Genomic DNA, 18,653 nt, shown 5'->3' on the forward strand with positions numbered 1-18,653 from the left:
TCTTAAGATGTGTTGGGTTATTATCTTCCATTTCACGAGTTTTGCACGATTCGTGACACAAAACTCTTTATGATTTACACAGAAGCAAAGTAAACTTTTGACTTGACAGGATCTGGAGTCATAGTACTATCTCCAGGTTGCCAACCAGCAGGACATACTTCATCAGGGTGATCTTGTACGTACTGAATTGCTTTGAGTGTGCGTAGTGCCTCGTCTACGTTGCGACCAAAGGATAAGTTGTTAATTGTCGAGTGCTGAATGACACCGTCTTTGTCGATGATGAACAAGCCACGTAGCGCAACGCCTGCTTCTGGATCGAGAACGTTGTATGCAGCGCTAATTTCTTTCTTGATATCCGAAACAAGAGGATAATTGAGATCGCCAACTCCACCAGACTTGCGATCAGATTGAATCCAAGCTAAGTGAGAAAATTCGCTATCAACAGAAACACCTAAAATTTCGGTGTTGATTGCTTTGAACTCGTCAAAGCGATCGCTAAATGCTGTAATCTCAGTTGGACAAACAAAGGTAAAGTCTAGAGGATAGAAAAATAGAATGACGTACTTGCCCCGATAGTCAGAGAGTTTGATTGTCTTAAATTCCTGATCGACTACAGCTGTTGCTGTAAAATCTGGAGCAGTTTGACCAACTCTGAGGCATCCATCTGCTGCGTAACTTAGAGGCATTAAACTATTTCTCCTTGATGCGTCTACTTCATAAATGGCTATGAGCTAGTCTTGTTCTAAAACTGACTCATACACATCTTAATTATGTCGAACTGTTACAAATATATCATACTCATAACGATTTTGAGTAGCAAATGAAGAATTTAGACAATCGCGAGTGGCTGCTGACGAATGGACTAGGGAGTTTTGCGAGTGGTACTGTTTCCAACGCCCGCACGCGAACATATCACGGTTGGCTCATTGCAGCATTAGATCCACCCAGTCAGCGGACGTTACTACTGTCGCACATTGAGGCAAGTTTAGAAGTCGCGCACAAAGTTGTTGCTTTGGGAACAAATTATTGGGGCAACAACATTATTGAACCAGAAGGCTTTCAGTTGCTAGAGAACTTTGCCATAGAACCAGTTCCTACTTGGGTTTGGCAAGAAGACAATTGGCGGCTAGCTAGACGAATTATTATGCCACACGCGGCACAGAGTAATGTAGCACAAGACAATACAAGTCGCGTTTTAATCCAGTATTGCTATACAGGAGACGTGAAAGGAATTTTGCGGTTGCGTTTCATGATTGCAGATCGCGATTTTCATCATCAACAGCAAGCTGATCCTAATTTACACTTTTCGCAGATTGTTGAACCACAGCAGATTATTTTGCAAGCGCAACGCCCTGGATGGATAGGAACACCTTGGCAACTACGCTGGACAGAGGGAAAATATCAATACGATCCTGTCTGGTATTGGAACTATCGTTTACCAGAAGAGACAAATAGAGGATTAGGCGATCGCGAAGACTTGTATAGTCCTGGTTATTTAACAATTGCCTTAGAAACAGGAAGTTGTATTACCTTAGAAGCAAGAGTAGGTCACAATACTACTTTATCTGCACTGCAAAATGTTGAGTTTACCGATGCTGTGCAAGCAGAACAAAATCGGCTTGTTCAAGTTTTCAATTTTGAACACACTTCATCTCATCAACGACAACGACAATTACTCCGCGCTAGCGATCAATTTATCGTACACCGTGCTTCAATTGCAGGACCCACAGTTATTGCAGGTTATCACTGGTTTAATGATTGGGGACGTGACACACTGATTGCGCTACCAGGATTAGCCCTGACAACACAGCGCTTTGATTTAGCCAAAGGACTGTTGCAAACTTTTGGTCGTTATTGTCGCAACGGTTTGATTCCTAATACATTTCCTGATAAAGGTGCTGAACCTTCCTACAACAGCATTGATGCTGCATTATTATGGATTGAGACTTTAGGACTTTACTTAGAAGCTACCCAAGATTGGGATTTTTTGGTTGAGGAATATCCTATATTCCAGCAAATTTACAAAGCCTTTACGGCTGGGACAAAGTTTAATATCCAAGTAGATGCTACAGATGGACTTGTTAGTTGGGATGCACCTGATGTTGCCCTAACATGGATGGATGCAGTAGTTCACGGACAACCTGTAACACCGCGTCGCGGTAAGCCTGTCGAAATTAATGCTTTGTGGTACTCTGCGTTATGTTGGGCGAGTACTTGGGCAGAACGCTTAAGCCAAAAAGAAGGAGCAAAATCTCGTTTAATGAATCAAGCACGGCGTTATCAACAACAAGCCCAACAAGTAAAAGACTCAATGCAGAAGTTTTGGAATCCGACAAAAAGCTATCTATACGACACCATTGAACCTGACGATCGCCTAAATTCGCAAATTCGTCCTAATGCTGTTTTAGCGCTTTCATACCAACATTGTGCTTTTCCTACACATCAAGGACATCAAGTTTTAGAAGTCGCCCGACAAAAACTGCTCACGCCTTACGGATTGCGGAGTTTAGCGCCAGAAGATTCGCAATATATTGGTCAGTGTACAGGAGATGTGCAGCAGCGCGATCGCGCTTATCATCAAGGGACAGTGTGGACGTGGCTCATTGGTGCATATATTCGTGCTTGGCAACGTTATCATTCAGAACCTGTTCCCTTCGATTGGCAACCTTTACTCGAACATTTGCAAGCGCAGGCTTGTCTTGGTTCTATTTCAGAAATTTTTGATGGCGATCCACCCCATACTTCCAGAGGTGCGATCGCTCAAGCTTGGTCTGTTGCAGAAGTCATTCGACACCTAAATTTGGTAGCTTAAAAGCTAAACTGGGCGCGTAAGTTACCTATATAAACTGTCGGATTATTGCTGAAATTATTAGGATTGCCAATGACATAAAATGCTGGAACAAGCGCAATGTTGTTTGTTAGCGGATAGAAATAAGTTGCTTCAAACTCGTACTGTACTCCACCATCTCCACCACCAGATGCGAGAAAATCACGTCCATCCAGAATTGAGAAGGGAAGTAAATAAGATACTGTAAATAGTGCGCCTTCCTTGATTAAGTCAGGAAATGCAACGCCGAGTTGTAGTGATTGGGCATTAACTTCTCCGCTAGGTAAACCTGGAGTTAATGGAAACAAATTGGTACTACCGTAGCCATAGCGCCCAAAAATACCGAAGCCATCTGCTATTAGCCAATCAAAGTTAACACTGAAGACGTCTGCTGTGGAATTATCAACAGGACCATCAAAACCATCATCAGCAAAGCCATAAATTGGTTCGCCGATTGCACCGCCGATTTGCCCACCGACAGCTCTCGTATTAGAACGATTGTAGAGTAATCTGACATTAAAGCGATCGCTCGGAGAAAAAGTGAGTTCAGCGGTGATTGTATTAGTAGGATCAAATAAACCTTGGCTAGGATTGCTGGAAGAGTTAAAAACTGTATTAGGGAGAAATTCTGTGTTTTCACCCAAATAGCCAACATTGAGCTTGAATTGATCGTTAATTTCCCACAAAAGTACTAAGCCCGAACCACGATCAATTGTGTTTAACAGCGTACTTCCACTAGAGTTAAAACTACCTGCACCTGTTAAAAAGAACGTAAAGCGGTTAGCATCAAAATAGCGATACCAGTTAATCCGCGAACCAACAACAGCTTGAAGATTGTCTGTTACAGGAAAGCTATAAAACAATTCGCGCACAACAACGTCATTTGCGCCTGCTGCACCTCCAGGTGCCGTTGTTTGATCGGTAAAAGGAACGCCCCAAGTATTATATAAACCTGCTGAGACAAATTGATTGGCTGGAGAGTTACCATTACCTGCACCGAGTTGCACAACTAATGAGTCTCTACCCGTAAAAGATGTGTTGAAATTCAGCCAAACTAAATTACTGAGAGTAATATTCGGATCTTCATCAATTTCCCGCAATAGTGGTGTTGCAGTTCTTGGCTGAGTTCTAAATGCCGTCTCTCCTTCCGCTAAAATCGTCCCATCAGCAAAAGCACCAGTAAGATTGACAAAAACATTACCAGTTAGTTTAGTCGTTGTCGAAAATTGATTCGCTTCAAGTTCTGCAACTTGCGCTTCTAAAGTATCAACACGCCCGCGTAAAGTTGCAAGTTCTGCTGCAAATTCTGTCCCTAGTCTTTGTAGCGTCTCGACATCTTCCTGGGTTACTTGATTCGTGGTTGCTGCGGTAATTAGTTCATTAACGCGATCTAAACACGCATTCAAACCTGCTGCAAATTCATAACGAGTTAAGGCACGATTACCTCGATAAGTACTATCAGGATAACCAGCAATACAGCCATAGCGTTCTACAAGTGATTGTAAAGCTTGAAATGCCCAATCGGTAGGTTGCACATCGGATAACTGCGATACCGATGTCACCTGTGACATTGTGTTGTTATTTGTTGCAACTAAGTTTGATGTTGTTAAAGCTGTCGTTGCGATCGCATCTGTCGGCGATCCCCACGCTTTTGATAATGGTATAAATGTAACTTCAAATAATAAGCACCAAAAAGTTGTCGCAGCAATTAAACTACCTTTCCAGGCAGTTGCAACTTTCACCATTATTCCTCACACCTGTATAAAAATACTTAAGTAGCCCACATACTATCTGAGTTCCTTCCAGCCATATGTAATTTAGACAACATTACTGTGGTTTTTTCTCTGTTTTGTTAGCGGCTGTTGACATTGCATTACAAGTAAGTGGGTGAAAATAAACGTAATTAAAAGATTGGTCATTGGTAACTGGTAACTGGTAATTGGTAAGACTATTTAGTAACTTTCCACTACTCATTACAGATTACAGAACTCAGCAAGTGTCAGATTTAATTATGTCCACCTACTTATATAGGGTCTGTGTGTTTTTGGTAAAACTTACCTTTTCCACGTTATATTTTGTTACTTGTCTGTATAAAATATTACAAATTCATAAATAACTACTGAATTAAACTCAACAGGTTAAAATCTTTGATTGTGGTCTACATTGCGATCGCATGACGCATCATATTCTTAAAGCCAATTGTCAAACAGTACATCTAGGCGGCTTTTCCCATCAATTGAAACCTGTTTTAACAATTAATCCAGGTGACACTATTGATGTAGAGACATATACCGGATTTTATATTTACGACAAAGCACCACCAGAATTTCTTACGCCTGAATTTCTAGAGATTTGTCAATATCTTCCTTCAGAACAAAAAATTAGTTCAGGACCTCATTTACTCACAGGACCAATTTATATCAAAGATGCTGTACCTGGAGATGTCATAGAAGTTAATATAGAGGAAATTTATCCACGCTTACCTATTGGATTTAATGCAATTTACCCTGAAAAAGGAGCTTTACACAAACATTTTTCTGAACACAAGCTACGTTTTATTTCACTAGATTTAGAAAAACAAATTGCAGAATTTCCACCTAATAGTAAGATACAAATTCCATTAAAACCCTTCTTTGGCATTCTTGGTGTTGCCACTCCTGAGAACCGTTCTTCAGTTCCACCTGGCAATTATGGAGGAAATATTGATAACAAAGAACTGCAAGTAGGATCGCGGATATTTTTACCTGTTTTTGTTCCTGGTGCATTATTTTCAATTGGTGACGGACACTCTGCACAAGGTGATGGTGAAGTTGATTTGACTGCGATTGAAACATCAATGAATGGCAGAATTAAAATTCAACTACATAAAGATCTTAAATTAACAACTCCTATAGCAGAAACGCCCACCGATATCATCACAATGGGTTTTGGACAAACTTTAGATGCAGCCTTTGAAATGGCGTTGCAACAAATGATGAATTTTCTCGAACACTATGTAGAATTGAGTGCCGAAGAAGCTTATGTGTTGTGTAGTTTAGCCGTAAATTTTCGTATTACGCAAGTAGTGAACTTGCCACAAAAAGGCGTTCATGGGATGTTATCAAAATCAATGTTACCGAGAGCGATCGCGTTGTAAATCGTTGTGCTAAGTTACCTTTAGGAATGCACTGCGAACACCTGGCTAAATGACTGAAGCACCAGCATTGTATGACAAACTCCAGTTCAAACGATAGCCCTGAATTACTCTCTGTCGCTCAAACTGCAAAGCTGCTTGATGTAACTCGCCAGCGAGTTCACGACCTAATTAAGAATGGTCAGATTGTAGCTTGTAAACTTGGGCGTTATTACTATATAGAAGCCGCTGAGTTAAAGAGATATATGAATCAACCTACTGGAAAACCTTATCAACCACGGAGTACAACTTCTCAACACTCTATTGACAATTGTTAATAGAGTTTGTAAGCTCAAGTCATACCTATGTACTAAAGGTTAAGTCAATGCCCCCGTTTGAAGCGATCGCACCTGATATTGCAACTCAACAAGAATTGCAACAGGTTTACAGAAGTGAATATGGCATTCTCTATCAGGGAGATTGTCTGAAACTTCTGACAGCGTTGCCTAGTGAGTCTGTAGATCTCATATTTGCCGATCCACCCTTTAACCTCAAAAAAGAATACGGTAAAGGTGTCAACGATCAGATGGAGGTCGATAAGTATTTAGATTGGTCGCAGCAGTGGCTTGAACAGAGTATTCGAGTGCTAAAAGAAGGTGGAAGTTTGTTTGTATTCAACCTACCCAAATGGTGCATAGAGTACGGTGCATACCTCAATCAGAAAGGAATGTGGTTTCGACATTGGATTGCTTGTAGGATGCCAAAGGCTTTTCCTAGAGGGAAAAAGATGTCTCCTGCTCACTACGGGCTAATATATTACACGAAAGGGGAACCAGCAGTTTTTAATAAAGTCTATACACCTATTCAAGTTTGTCGGCACTGTGGTGGAGAAATTCGTGATTATGGTGGACATCGCAAAAGACTTAATAAAAACGGTATCAATTTGATGGATGTTTGGGATATATCAGAAGATGTTTGGGAAGATGCTTCTGAAACTGACTCGAATGAAACCTTATGGACATTGGCGGAGGAAATGTGGACTGATATTCCACCCGTTCGCCATCATCAACATAAAAAGCGAGTTCCTAACGAACTTGCTCCAATCATGCTAGAACGGATCGTCGCTATGGCATCTAACCCAGGTCAAGTTGTGGTTGATCCATTCGGGGGTTCTGGCACTACATTCTATGCAGCATAAAAACTACATCGTTACTGGATTGGTTCAGAAATTGGCGATACAGAGCCAGCAATACAACGATTGACCAGTTTAGCTAACGGACTCGTTGAGCAATGGGAATCAGCAAGGGGAAATAAAAAATTGAAGCAGCGCAAATCAACTGCATTACAACTACCAATTCCTTACTCTACATAGCTTTTTTCCAAAATTTAGACCAATGCGCGACCATCGGTTCCTTTGGCAATCATTGGTACATTGCTATCTACTTGATCGTGCTCAATCACAAAAACTGCAAGAAACCCCTCTTGGAGCCGAACTGCCCGCCAAACATCAAAATATGGTAGCTCTTCATAGTTGCCAATCCGATCAGTTAGATAAGGATAAAGCTTTCTACTTGGGAGTATTAGAACAGCACCTAGAAACACACCCCGTAACAATCCAAGAACCATCTTATTGATTGCTCGATGACTTGAGGAGATATTTCCCGTCTCCCACTCAAGAGCAAAAAGATAGCTGTCAAGAACTTTTGTTGCATCCACCTTTCCTGGAGATCGAGTTGCGTAGTTAATCGAAGTTTCTAGCCTCCATCCAAATCTATCCTTCAAAGCAATCATGCAAGCTTCTTTAATTGGCTTGACGCCATTACCATGTTTTGCTGGGTTGATAGTAAAGTTGGATGCGCCAGGGGGATGAACAATAAGGGAAATCGCCTCACGGACTTCAGCCCGAATAATAGACCAATCGCTTGATTCTTCAAAACTTCCAACACTAATCAGAGAAATCTCTTGAACTATCTTCATCCTGACTACTCATTCACATTGCTAAGCAAGAGTAGTGCAGTTTCGCTTATTTGCTGTAAGAATTAAGCTTTGTTTCTACATTGCCCCACCAAGCAACCTTGCGGCAACGCAGCAACGGATAATCGAAGTCAGCTTACTACTCAACTACATAAATGTGGTTTAATACCACCTTGACGATATAATCCTACGACAATGCAATTGAACTCTGATTTGAGATTTATCAAGCGTATCAGCTGTTAAATCTTGTTTAACTTGTAGCCATCTGTTTATCTGTAGCTCAACCGACACGTTCACTTAAACAAGTTCACCAAGTCACGCATCTGAAAAATCTTATACGTAAAGCTGATCTGCAATATGTTGTGCAGCTTCAGCTGAAGTACGTACTGGGATAATCTCAAAATGACCAAGATCGCTCCAAGCTTGAATCCAGATATCAAACAAGGAGGGATCATCAGTACGCATAAGTTGAAAGCATCTAAAGTAATTAAGATCTACCCAACTATCTACATAGTCAAGCCCTGGTGGTAATTGACGACCGCGATCGCGCGCACGACGATAGATCTCAGCCGCTGCGCCTGCATTAAAATATTCAATAACCATATATAGTATTTACTACTGAAGATAAACTGACTATTAGCAAAACAGAATACCAAATGCGCCGCGAAACAGGTTGCTTGGTAACTAACATATGCAACTAACTTAAAAACAGGGAAAAGCGTACAAAGGTACGCTCATATATCAAGCAAAAAGATAGAACAGGGTTAAACCATTGAGTATTGAAACACTACCTCTATTCCCATTTCTGCCACAATTGCAACTTTTTTTGCCAACAGCACACTAGTAGTCTGCCAAACCAACTTTGCCTAGTTCTGTCATTACTGATAAGCTGACTCAAACACTGGGAATAGTTATGAGTCAGAAGCGTTACATTGTCGATCTAAGCGACGCTGAAGTTCAAGCGTTGGAAACCCTTTTGAGAACTGGAAAACATTCAGCCCGCAAACTCACCCGTGCCCGTATTCTATTGCAGGTTCATCAGGGTAAAACCGACCGAGAAGTCGCGGACAACTTAGGGGTGAATCTTTCAACGGTAGAGCGAACCCGTGAGAAGTTTGTCCACTCAGCCACATTAGAGGAAGCTCTCAATGATCGCCCCCATCCTCCTAAACCTCGTAAGCTCGATGCCAAAGCAGAAGCACTGCTGATTGCGACCGCTTGCTCAGATGCACCGGATGGGCGGGCTGAGTGGACAATGCAGTTGTTAGCCGACCGCCTGGTTGAACTGCAAGTAGTGGAGTCAATTTCCGATGAAACCGTGCGCCAGACCCTGAAAAAAACGACGTTAAACCGTGGCTGAAACAGCAGTGGTGCATTCCTGAAGTGGATGCCAAATATGTATGGCGGATGGAGGACTTACTGGACTTGTACGGCGAGGTGTATAACCCCAAACGCCCAGTGATTTGCTTTGACGAACGTCCTTGTCCTTTGATTGGCGAAGTTCGGGTTCCCATCCCTGCACAGCCCGGTCAACCAGAACGGTACGATTATGAGTACAAACGCAATGGGGTTGTCAACTTGTTTGCCTGCTTTGAACCGTTAGCCGCAGAACGATGGATGGTCGTCACCCAACAGCGCACCAAAGCTGACTTTGCCCATCAGATGAAGATGCTGGTCGATGTTTACCGTCCTGATGCCGATTGTATTCGCCTGGTTGTAGACAATCTCAACATCCATCATCCAGCGGCATTGTATGAGACGTTTGAGCCACAAGAAGCCAATCGTATCCTGAAGAAACTGGAATTTCATTACACGCCAAAACATGCCAGTTGGCTCAATCAAGTTGAAAGTGAGTTCTCTGTGTTGTCGAGGCAGTGTCTCAATCGGCGTATCGCAACTCAAGCAGAATTGGTTGAAGAAGTGAAGGCTTGGCAGGATGAACGCAATGCCCAAAAAGCCACAGTCAACTGGAGATTTTCGAGTGCAGATGCGCGAATTAGGTTAGAGCATCTCTATCCGAAATTCGAGCAGGGCAACTAGGCAAAGTTCCTTTGGTAAACCACTAGGTTTATCAAATAAGAGTGAATTACTTACGATTAAAGTAGCTAGTCACTAGTGACTAACAACTAGCAACTTATTGTTGGAGGTTATTTCTATGTATCAAACTAAATCAGCATTTTCCCCAGCGCAAGACTCCTTACCTTCTGATGATGGCATTCCGATGGAAACTCAACGGCACAAAATGCAAATGGATTTGCTAGTCGATTCACTTTATCCGTGGGTAACGCAACGTGAAGGTGGTGGTTATGTGGGCGGTAATATGTTTGTTTACTTCAGCCCTAACCAAGTTCGCAACCAAGATTATCGCGGACCTGATGTTTTTGTGGTTTTAGATGTACCAGTACGGGAACGTAAAAGTTGGGTTGTGTGGGAAGAAGGCAAAGGACCTGACATGGTGATTGAACTATTATCAGAAAGTACTGCCGAACAAGACAAAACTACAAAGAAACTGATCTATCAAAATCAACTGCGCGTACCCGAATATGTTTGGTACGATCCATTTGACTCAAAAGAGTTTGCTGGGTTTGGACTACACGATGGAATTTATACGCCATTGCCACTCGATGAACAAGGACGCTTAATTAGTCAACATTTAGGATTAGCACTCGTACGCTGGCAAGGTAAATTTAAAGGAGTAGAAGCAGTTTGGTTGCGATGGTCAACAATAGAAGGAGTGCTATTACCAACAGATGAGGAGATGGTGCAAATAGCACAAGAACAAGCACAGCAAGAGGCACAACGGGCACAGCAAGAAGCGCAACGCGCCGATCGCTTAGCAGCAGAATTAAGACGACTTGGTGTAGATCCAGACGCAATTATTTAAAATATAGCAACGGTCAATATAATTAGGACATTATCGAAACTCAGAACGATTGTCTTGTAAAGTTTGCTCAACGGAGGAAACCTCCGCACGCAACTTTCCGCTGCTTCAACTAACTTTTAACCCTGATCCCTGATCTCTGACCCCTGACCTCTGCTATATGACTTGCAACTTGTTGTTAGCTTTTGTGTTCAATAATTTGGGCGATCGCTGCGACAGGACCACCTCCTGGAGGACCTTGATGTTCGCTACCACCGGAAACATAAACCATAGGATCTTGGACTACAGAAGCTGCAACAGCACCAACGACAGATCTTGCCATGCGAGTATGGTTAATATCCGAATCGTCTAACATTGTATGCCTGCGTCCTAAAATGAATCCAGAAGGATCAGCTTCAGCTTTGGCAAAGATATTGACAATATGTTCGATAGGTTGGTTAGTATTTTTAACTGCTTGACAAATTGCCTCGCGATCCAAAGCGTGTTGCATTACACTGTGACCAATGACAAAGTTACTTGTTGAATGAGGCGAGTTACCTAGGACTAAAATTTCACAGTTGCGTAACTCCACACCCGCAGAAGTAGAAGCAACTCTAGAATATAACGAATAGTTGGCACAAATATCAGTAGCAGTTAATTGTTCAAAGGCAACTTCTCCTAGTGCTACAGCAACACCTAATGCAGACGCCCCGCGCGAATATGCCATTGATTGATAGCTATTACTTGCTTTGACTTGAGACTTATCTTGCAGTTGCGTTGAAGAAATCAGTGGGCATTTAATTTGCACAAAATGAACATCCGATTTATTTAATTCTGCATCTGCGATCGCTGCTTCTACACCCTTAGCAACTTCCTGAACCATTACTAGAGTCCCAATCTCTGTTGGTAAAAAGTCCCTTGTACGGCTAATTCCAATCACTAGTCCCCAGCGTTGCGGTTCTTCGCGATCGTCTCGCGTAAAGATATTGAGATGCGGACTCAAAACCCCCTCAGTACCACCTGACATCACATAAACAATTCGTTGTGCTTCAAGATTTGTCTTGCTTTGCAAGTAAGTTTTTAGAGTTTGTACTGCAAACCCGCGTGTAAAATCATTAACGCAACCGTTACCTTCAGTTTTACCAAGAATTGCTACAATCTTATGCGGATCAATCTTGCCGCTTTGAATCAATGCATCCAATTGCGATAAGTCATCAGGACTATTCTGCGGAATTTTATAAACTTCTACTTTCATGTTTTTATACAACTGCTTGTAGTGCAGCGATACCAGCTAAAGCCACTTCAAGATCCTGTTGTCCTGTTCCTGAACCAACACCAATTGCTCCGACAATTTGATCGTCAATTGTAATAGGTACTCCACCTTTTAAATTTGTCAGTTTTCCTTCAGTTGCCAACGCAAGTTTCAGTTCAACATCCTGCGCGACGCCTCCTGTAGGAACACGTGAGGAAACCGCTGTCACTGCTTTTTGTGTTGCAGAAATTTGACTCAAAATCTTCGCCCCATCCATCCGCACAAACGCCAATAAATTTCCTCCTGTATCCACAATGGCAATACATTGCGGTACACCCATCTCCTCGGCTTTAGCGATCGCCCCTTGCAACACCACCATCGCACCCTGATGAGTTAACTCCCGTGTTTGACGCAAATACATATTTTTACTTCTCCACTTCAACAATCGTTGCCACTAAATTACTCCCTCGCGCCCCTTGGTGTTCGTTTCCCGCCGAAGCCAAAATCATGGTATCGCCCACAACTGAAGCAACGATCGCATTCGCAACAGCTTTTGCCATAATTCCTGCGTAACCTGATAAGAAATCACTGTGCATTGTATGACGGCGATTGCAAATTGCAGTGACAGCATCTGCACCACAATTAACAAAGACTTGCACAATCTTATTCTGCTGATCTGTCGTTAACGGTATATGACAATCTAACCCTGCTGACTTTAATGCTACGTAAACTCCCGCCGTATCTAACTGATCTTGCATCACGCCATGCCCTACGCGATAGCGACTCACAGAAAACTCCGAGTTACCCATCACTAAAACGCGACACGCCGATTGTTCTCCCCCTGCTGAAACTGAACCGCGATTTGTGTATAGTGCATGATTAGAGTTAATTGTGCGATCGCCAAGCTTTTCTTCAGAAACTTCTTTTAAAGCCAAACCAACGCCCAACGCACACGCGCCTTTTGCCATTGAACTTGCTTGATTGAGACTAGAACTAACAACATTTACTCCACGCCGTTGGGCATCTTGCAGCCGTACCGGAGTCATCGCTGGACATTTAATTTCAACGCAATGAACGTCATCTAAAGTACTAATTCCCGCTTGAGCGATCGCAGCTTCTACGGCTTGGGTAACTAACTTAACTTGCGTCATTGTGCCATATTCTTCGGGTAGTAACACGCGAGTATCGGCAATACCAACCGCTAATCGTTTTTCTTGAGAAGATGTTGATGGTGCAGCAACCGTCTTGCGAGTAAATACTGTGTAATGGGGACTCATCAAACCACCACATAACCCAATCATCATCATGGGAATCCGTTTAAAGACATCTTCCACAGAAATGTTGAGGTACTGTGAAAGCAACAGTTGCATACACAAAGATGCATAACCGCGTGCGTATCCGGTTCCTTCGGTTTGGGCAATGATTGCTACAATCTCTTCAGCTTGAATCTGCTGTGTTTCTAAAAGATGTTGTAATCCGCTAACATCTTCAGGTGCAGACATTGGTAATCGAAAGACACCAACATCCATGTATTGTTGTTGGAAATTGGCATTGTCCATAATTCATCTACAGCAATTGATTAATGGTAAGTTAACTAAATTCAAAATTTAGATGCGGAGTAGGCATCTTGCCTACCTAAACTTGATACTTAAGTCTTGTTACTTTTTTGCAAAACTCTTCTTGCAGCTTCCAATGTTGAATTAATGTGATTCAGAGTCACTTGTGTTGCTCGTACTGCATCTTGGCAACGATATGCTTCTAAAAGTTCGCGGTGTTCTTTTTCTGATAATTCTTTTTGTAGCGGTTTTTCTACAAAAGATAAGTTGATATAAATTGAGGCAATATCTGATAAACGTTGCAGTAGGTTTTTTAAATGCGAACTGCGATCGGCTTGATACAACAAACTGTGAAATTGTCGATTCAGTTCTACCCAGCGCGGGCGATCGCCCTCTGCTTCCATTTGTACTAATAATAGTTCGGCTTGCTCGATCTCTTGCGTGGTAATGCCATAAACTCCTTTTTGAATACTTAAAGGTAATAGCACAGCACGAATCTCAAAAATTTCTTCTAATTCTGCAAGCGTCGGCGTGTGAACGACAGCACCACGAAAGGCATCTAAGTTTACTAACCCTTGAGTACTCAGTTCGCGGAGTGCTTCGCGAATTGGTGTCACACTCACATTAAGTGCCTCAGCGATTTCTGCTTGCACAAGACGAGTCCCCGCTGGCAACTCGCCAGAAAGAATTGCTTTTCTTAAATAATCTGTAACACTAGCTTGAGTTGTACGTGAAAGTCCTGTCATTGCAGGAAAGTGCAGCTTTGCAGTCAAGGTGCTTTGCTCCTCATCGGCAGTGTTTGTAGCGATGCTTACAGTTAAATTGTGAACACCCAGGTTTTATATATCATATATGATCGATTATTTCTCGTTACAGTTTGAACCAAAAATTCTTTGTAATCAATAACTGCTGCCGTTACGTTGCAAGATTCACTTCACAATCTCAAGTCCTAAAGTCAAAATGCTTATGAGCAGAACAGTCATGCCGAAGATTTGGACAAGAGTGGTTTCACTCGCATTAGTTGCAGGATCAGCCGTATTGCTAAGCAGTTGTGCTAATCAAACAATTTCGCGATCGCCAACCACAGCCCAAACCACCACAAATACTGCAAATCAAGAACTCAAAGAAGTTAGCTTTACCTTATCTTGGCTATTCCAAGCTGTTGATGCACCATTAGCAATAGCAATCGAGAAGGAATATTTTGCCCAAGAGGGGATTGCAGTCAGATTTGATCGAGGTTATGGATCGGCGGATTCTATTAACAAAATTGCCAGCGGTGTCTATGACATCGGAGAAGGTGATATGTACTCCATGATGGAGTTCAACCAAAAGAACCCAAACGATAAATTGGTTGCTGTGGCAATAAAGTACAACCGTTCGCCGTTTGCAATTGTCGCTGTTGATAGTGCTGGAATTTCCTCTCCCCAACAACTTGAAGGTAAGCGCTTAGCAGCCCCTGCGGGTGATGCAGCAAGGCGACTTTGGCCTGTGTTTGCTCAAGTAACAGGAGTTAATCCCGATTCTGTCACTTGGAACAATGTTGAACCAAGACTACGCGAAGCACTTTTGGTTCAAGGAGAATTTGATGCAATTTCCTGTTTTAATATTTCGAGTTTGCCGCCTTTAAATAAGCTAGGTTATGGTCCCGATCGCCTCAATACTTTTTTGTATGCCGATCATGGTTTAGATCTTTATGGTAATGCGTTGATTGTCCGCGAATCTTTTCTAGAACAAAATCCAGAATTAGTGCGAGGATTTGTTAGTGCGTATCTCCGAGGTTTGCAAGATACGATTAGAAATCCTGATGAAGGTTTAGCTGCAGTAATGAATCTCAGCGAAGATGGATTGATGGATCAAGCACAAGAACGAGAACGCCTGCAAATTGCCTTAGATTCGCTCTATGTTAGCCCTGAAGTAGAACAAAACGGTTTGGGTGGTGTCGATCAAGCACGATTGCAAAGAACCCTAGAACAAGTTGCAGAAGGCTTTGGTTTGGCTCAAGTTCCGACAGCAGAAGAAGTGTTTAATGATGGTTTCTTACCACCACAAGAACAGCGGGCAATTTGAGGATATATGCGTGGCAGATCTAGATTATGCGTTTACTAATGTAACTTTGCCAGATCGTGAGGGGCGATGGTGTGTTGGCGTAGCAGAGGGTAAAATTGTTGAGATTGTGGAAGGCGATCGCCTCAATGCACAACACGTTTGGCATCTCGATGGTAAACTACTAACTCCAGGACTAGTTGATGCACACACGCACATCGATAAAGCTTTCACAGCAGAGTCTTTAGGAGATGTCTTTGCTCAAAGCGGACTAGCTTCAGCAATTCAAGCAGTACGACACTTAAAATCTCAATTTACCATTGCAGATATCAAACAACGTGCAACACAAGCTTTGCAATGGAGTATAGCAGCAGGAACAACAGCTATTCGCACAAATGTCGAAGCTGATGCTTTTGTAGAATTAAGGGCAGTAGAGGGCTTATTAGATGTACAGCGATCGCTTAGCGATCAAATCGATATTCAATTGGTTGCTTTTCCTCAAGAAGGATGGTTTGCAATTCCAGAAACCCTAGAGTCGGGTGCATCAACTTATGTTGAACAAGCACTGCAACATGGTATTAAAGTTATTGGTGGTAACGTCAATCAGGGTTTATGGTCATCGAATCCCGAAGCTCAAGTTGATGCGTTGTTTGATTTAGCATTGCGGTATAACTGTGACTTAGATTTACACCTCGATAACTGGGATAGTGCTGAAGCATTTACACTTCCCTACGTAGCACAGAAAACGATTGAACATCACTATCAAGGGCGAGTTGCGGTTTCACATATTGCTTCACTAATTCATGTTTCAGATAGTCAAGCACAAGTTGCAATTGAACTATTAAAACAAGCAGAAATCTCAGTTACCGTGCTACCAACACGAATTAAATTAACACGAGTTGCAGAACTTCTAGAAGCAGGACTCAATGTTGTTTGTGGCACAGATAACTTGCGCGATCCCTTCATCCGTTATGGCGATGCAGATTTACTTAAAGCTTTATTTTTGCTAGCACAGTTGACAGGATATATGGCAAATCGAGACTTAGAACGACTATGGCAAACAATTTCTAATAATGCCGCCAAGATGTTACGGTTGCCTTACGGAATTAATGTAGGAAATTTAGCAGATTTAGTTGTTTTTGATGCTTACTCAATTCCTGAAGCAATTCTACATCAAGCAACACGGTTAGCTGTTTTCAAATCTGGCAAACTTGTTGCAGGTACAATGCAGGATCAAGTGCTAAGTTTACACAAACCTGATTTTATGAGTCCACGGAGGTGGACTTAGTTTTTTAGCTGCACGGATGATAAAGGGCGGAGGACACCTCCGCCCAACATCCTTGACTTTAGTCGCTAAGCGTCTTGTTATTCTCACCTTTTACCAATGTCAGAACAAGCGATCGCCCAACTCATTGAAAAGACAGAAGCATTGCAACAAGGTCACTTTCAACTTGCTAGTGGACTTCATGCAACTCGGTTTTTTCGTTGTATTAAACTGCTACGCTATCCGCAAGCTGCTGAAATTATTTTTAGTGAATTGGCACACCGCTTTGCTAACGAGAAAATTGATTACGTTTTGGGTGCTAACGAAGCTGGTAGTATTTTGGCGTTTGAAGTTGCCAAACATTTAGGAGTAGAAGTAGCGATCGCCCGTGAGAAATCTGGTAAATACACCTTAATTGAAGGTTTTACTTTTCCTGTTAGTGCGCGTGTTTTAGTTGTCGATGACATCACGACAACCGGAGGTACTGCAAAACAATTGCTAGCGATCGTGCATCAAGCCAATGCTGAACCTGTAGGTGTTGGATTAGTGGCTACCAAAGGACTATTTAATGTTGATTTATCCTGTCGTACTGAAGTTTTAATTTCATTACAAAATATGGATGCAATTCCTCCAGAAGAATGTTCTCTTTGTCAACAGAAAGTACCATTCACTACTTAATATCATATTTTTTCAAACTCAATCATAAAATACGTTGCCGTAATTGTATTTGCTGATACAAACTTGCGATCCTTATAGATCTTTAATGAAGAGTACTGATTTGCAATTAGTTTAAATTAAAAAGTTTTGATTTTTTGGCAGAGTTACTATCTTATTGCAATTTATAGACTTATTAAAATTAGCAAAAATAAAGCAATAAGCTCAATTATTAGTGTTTTCTAAGCAATTTAGTTAATGTCAATCAAATTTAAATCATGGTACAAAATGAAAGATTAAGAACTTCAATTGATTCAACAACATTTAGAACTAATAATTTTTTAGAATTTGATCGCGTTGGGTTAGAGTACGTTGTTGATGGTAAACCGAGAAGAATTATAGAAGATGTCTCCTTCTCAATTAATCAAGGTGAGTTTGTTTCTGTTGTAGGTCCTAGTGGATGTGGTAAAACGTCACTTCTCAAAATGGTTTCCGGTTTAAATCCTACTTCAATTGGAGAAATTAGACTGCAAAACAATAAAATTACTAAACCCCTCAAAAATGTAGGAATTGCCTTTCAAAACCCTGTTTTATTACCTTGGCGTAATACCTTAAAAAATGTTCTACTTCCCCTAGAAGTTGTCCAACCTTATAAGCGAGAGTATAAAAAAAGATTGCCAGAATATAAACGTATGGCACAAGAACTCTTGACAACAGTTGGTTTACAAGATTTTCAACAACAACTTCCTTGGCAACTTTCCGGAGGTATGCGTCAACGTGCATCTTTGTGTCGTGCTTTAATTCATCAGCCAGAGATTCTCTTATTAGACGAACCTTTTGCTGCACTTGATGCCTTTACTCGCGAAGAAATGTGGGTGATGCTGCAAAATTTGTGGATGCGAGTTCAATGTGTGGGAATGCTGATTACTCACGATTTACGCGAAGCAGTCTTTCTTTCAGACACAGTGTATGTCATGAGTCCTCGTCCTAGTTCAATTATCTATCAACTAAAAATCAATTTACCTCGACCAAGAACTTTAGAAATGTGTTTAACAGATGATTTTAATCACCTATTTTCAGATATCCGCAGGCATATTCGTCGAGGATAAGT

At 41.7% G+C, this 18,653-nt stretch carries 17 protein-coding genes and 1 pseudogene; 10 read left to right on the top strand and 8 right to left on the bottom strand.

Going from position 1 to position 18,653, the window contains the following annotated elements:
* Positions 1-74: 74 nt before the first annotated feature.
* Positions 75-686, bottom strand: coding sequence for a peroxiredoxin (locus CSQ79_RS16905; RefSeq protein ID WP_099702334.1), 612 nt, complete (start codon positions 684-686; stop codon positions 75-77).
* A gap of 134 nt (positions 687-820) precedes the next feature.
* Between CSQ79_RS16905 and CSQ79_RS16910 the strand changes: the two genes are divergently transcribed.
* Positions 821-2,812, top strand: coding sequence for an amylo-alpha-1,6-glucosidase (locus CSQ79_RS16910; RefSeq protein WP_099702335.1), 1,992 nt, complete (start codon positions 821-823; stop codon positions 2,810-2,812).
* Here the strand turns inward: CSQ79_RS16910 and CSQ79_RS16915 are convergent.
* Positions 2,809-4,572, bottom strand: coding sequence for an iron uptake porin (locus CSQ79_RS16915; RefSeq protein ID WP_099702336.1), 1,764 nt, complete (start codon positions 4,570-4,572; stop codon positions 2,809-2,811). The two genes, CSQ79_RS16910 and CSQ79_RS16915, sit on opposite strands and share 4 nt — an antisense overlap.
* A gap of 428 nt (positions 4,573-5,000) precedes the next feature.
* Here CSQ79_RS16915 and CSQ79_RS16920 point away from each other — a divergent pair, with 428 nt between their 5' ends.
* The 3 genes and pseudogenes from CSQ79_RS16920 (at position 5,001) to CSQ79_RS16930 (ending at position 7,311) form a co-directional block, all read left to right on the top strand.
* Positions 5,001-5,963 (top strand): acetamidase/formamidase family protein, encoded by a 963-nt coding sequence (locus CSQ79_RS16920; RefSeq protein WP_099702337.1) that lies wholly within the window; start codon positions 5,001-5,003, stop codon positions 5,961-5,963.
* Between the two features lie 71 nt (positions 5,964-6,034).
* Positions 6,035-6,277: a helix-turn-helix domain-containing protein gene (locus CSQ79_RS16925; protein WP_099702338.1), complete on the top strand. Its 243-nt coding sequence runs from the start codon at positions 6,035-6,037 to the stop codon at positions 6,275-6,277.
* A gap of 47 nt (positions 6,278-6,324) precedes the next feature.
* A pseudogene (locus tag CSQ79_RS16930) lies at positions 6,325-7,311 on the top strand (DNA-methyltransferase).
* A 14-nt stretch (positions 7,312-7,325) separates the two neighbouring features.
* Here the strand turns inward: CSQ79_RS16930 and CSQ79_RS16935 are convergent.
* Entirely contained in the window at positions 7,326-7,916 is a 591-nt protein-coding gene (locus CSQ79_RS16935) for a PDDEXK family nuclease (protein ID WP_099702339.1), read from the bottom strand.
* Positions 7,917-8,246: 330 nt separating this feature from the next.
* Complete coding sequence (locus CSQ79_RS16940) at positions 8,247-8,516, bottom strand: DUF3303 domain-containing protein (RefSeq protein ID WP_289501239.1); 270 nt, start codon at positions 8,514-8,516, stop codon at positions 8,247-8,249.
* 310 nt (positions 8,517-8,826) lie between these two features.
* Here CSQ79_RS16940 and CSQ79_RS16945 point away from each other — a divergent pair.
* Positions 8,827-9,953 (top strand): IS630 family transposase gene (locus CSQ79_RS16945; protein WP_099702341.1). Its coding sequence is split into 2 segments (ribosomal slippage): positions 8,827-9,247 and positions 9,247-9,953, totalling 1,128 coding nucleotides; the frame shifts between segments, so codons are not numbered across the junction.
* A gap of 115 nt (positions 9,954-10,068) precedes the next feature.
* A complete protein-coding gene (locus tag CSQ79_RS16950) occupies positions 10,069-10,797 on the top strand; it encodes a Uma2 family endonuclease (RefSeq protein ID WP_099702342.1) in 729 nt (242 codons plus the stop codon).
* 175 nt (positions 10,798-10,972) lie between these two features.
* Here the strand turns inward: CSQ79_RS16950 and atzD are convergent, their stop codons facing one another.
* The 4 genes from atzD to CSQ79_RS16970 form a co-directional block, all read right to left on the bottom strand.
* The gene (gene atzD, locus CSQ79_RS16955) at positions 10,973-12,028 is read right to left on the bottom strand and encodes a cyanuric acid amidohydrolase (protein WP_099702343.1); all 1,056 of its coding nucleotides are present in this window, start codon (positions 12,026-12,028) and stop codon (positions 10,973-10,975) included.
* Positions 12,029-12,032: 4 nt separating this feature from the next.
* The gene (locus tag CSQ79_RS16960; RefSeq protein WP_099702344.1) at positions 12,033-12,446 is read right to left on the bottom strand and encodes a GlcG/HbpS family heme-binding protein; all 414 of its coding nucleotides are present in this window, start codon (positions 12,444-12,446) and stop codon (positions 12,033-12,035) included.
* A 4-nt stretch (positions 12,447-12,450) separates the two neighbouring features.
* Positions 12,451-13,584, bottom strand: coding sequence for a ring-opening amidohydrolase (locus CSQ79_RS16965; RefSeq protein ID WP_289501240.1), 1,134 nt, complete (start codon positions 13,582-13,584; stop codon positions 12,451-12,453).
* An 89-nt stretch (positions 13,585-13,673) separates the two neighbouring features.
* Positions 13,674-14,354, bottom strand: coding sequence for a GntR family transcriptional regulator (locus CSQ79_RS16970; protein ID WP_099702345.1), 681 nt, complete (start codon positions 14,352-14,354; stop codon positions 13,674-13,676).
* Between the two features lie 208 nt (positions 14,355-14,562).
* On the opposite strand from CSQ79_RS16970, the gene CSQ79_RS16975 reads away from it, so the two are divergent.
* The 4 genes from CSQ79_RS16975 to CSQ79_RS16990 all read left to right on the top strand — a co-directional run bounded on the left by CSQ79_RS16975 (position 14,563) and on the right by CSQ79_RS16990 (position 18,651).
* A complete protein-coding gene (locus CSQ79_RS16975; protein ID WP_099702346.1) occupies positions 14,563-15,648 on the top strand; it encodes an ABC transporter substrate-binding protein in 1,086 nt (361 codons plus the stop codon).
* 10 nt (positions 15,649-15,658) lie between these two features.
* Positions 15,659-16,912, top strand: a complete 1,254-nt coding sequence (locus CSQ79_RS16980; protein WP_289501241.1) for an amidohydrolase family protein — start codon at positions 15,659-15,661, stop codon at positions 16,910-16,912.
* A 96-nt stretch (positions 16,913-17,008) separates the two neighbouring features.
* Positions 17,009-17,566: an orotate phosphoribosyltransferase gene (locus CSQ79_RS16985; RefSeq protein WP_099702348.1), complete on the top strand. Its 558-nt coding sequence runs from the start codon at positions 17,009-17,011 to the stop codon at positions 17,564-17,566.
* 254 nt (positions 17,567-17,820) lie between these two features.
* The gene (locus CSQ79_RS16990) at positions 17,821-18,651 is read left to right on the top strand and encodes an ABC transporter ATP-binding protein (RefSeq protein ID WP_289501242.1); all 831 of its coding nucleotides are present in this window, start codon (positions 17,821-17,823) and stop codon (positions 18,649-18,651) included.
* Positions 18,652-18,653: the final 2 nt, after the last annotated feature.

Source organism: Gloeocapsopsis sp. IPPAS B-1203 (assembly GCF_002749975.1).
In the GTDB taxonomy this organism is placed as follows: domain Bacteria; phylum Cyanobacteriota; class Cyanobacteriia; order Cyanobacteriales; family Chroococcidiopsidaceae; genus Gloeocapsopsis.

Excerpts from the sequence above, each read along its gene's own strand:
- CSQ79_RS16905 (WP_099702334.1), bottom strand. The coding sequence starts at position 686 with ATGCCTCTAAGTTACGCAGCAGATGGATGCCTCAGAGTTGGTCAAACT.
- CSQ79_RS16910 (WP_099702335.1), top strand. The coding sequence starts at position 821 with ATGAAGAATTTAGACAATCGCGAGTGGCTGCTGACGAATGGACTAGGG.
- CSQ79_RS16915 (WP_099702336.1), bottom strand. The coding sequence starts at position 4,572 with ATGGTGAAAGTTGCAACTGCCTGGAAAGGTAGTTTAATTGCTGCGACA.
- CSQ79_RS16920 (WP_099702337.1), top strand. The coding sequence starts at position 5,001 with ATGACGCATCATATTCTTAAAGCCAATTGTCAAACAGTACATCTAGGC.
- CSQ79_RS16925 (WP_099702338.1), top strand. The coding sequence starts at position 6,035 with ATGACAAACTCCAGTTCAAACGATAGCCCTGAATTACTCTCTGTCGCT.
- CSQ79_RS16935 (WP_099702339.1), bottom strand. The coding sequence starts at position 7,916 with ATGAAGATAGTTCAAGAGATTTCTCTGATTAGTGTTGGAAGTTTTGAA.
- CSQ79_RS16940 (WP_289501239.1), bottom strand. The coding sequence starts at position 8,516 with ATGGTTATTGAATATTTTAATGCAGGCGCAGCGGCTGAGATCTATCGT.
- CSQ79_RS16950 (WP_099702342.1), top strand. The coding sequence starts at position 10,069 with ATGTATCAAACTAAATCAGCATTTTCCCCAGCGCAAGACTCCTTACCT.
- atzD (WP_099702343.1), bottom strand. The coding sequence starts at position 12,028 with ATGAAAGTAGAAGTTTATAAAATTCCGCAGAATAGTCCTGATGACTTA.
- CSQ79_RS16960 (WP_099702344.1), bottom strand. The coding sequence starts at position 12,446 with ATGTATTTGCGTCAAACACGGGAGTTAACTCATCAGGGTGCGATGGTG.
- CSQ79_RS16965 (WP_289501240.1), bottom strand. The coding sequence starts at position 13,584 with ATGGACAATGCCAATTTCCAACAACAATACATGGATGTTGGTGTCTTT.
- CSQ79_RS16975 (WP_099702346.1), top strand. The coding sequence starts at position 14,563 with ATGCCGAAGATTTGGACAAGAGTGGTTTCACTCGCATTAGTTGCAGGA.
- CSQ79_RS16985 (WP_099702348.1), top strand. The coding sequence starts at position 17,009 with ATGTCAGAACAAGCGATCGCCCAACTCATTGAAAAGACAGAAGCATTG.
- CSQ79_RS16990 (WP_289501242.1), top strand. The coding sequence starts at position 17,821 with ATGGTACAAAATGAAAGATTAAGAACTTCAATTGATTCAACAACATTT.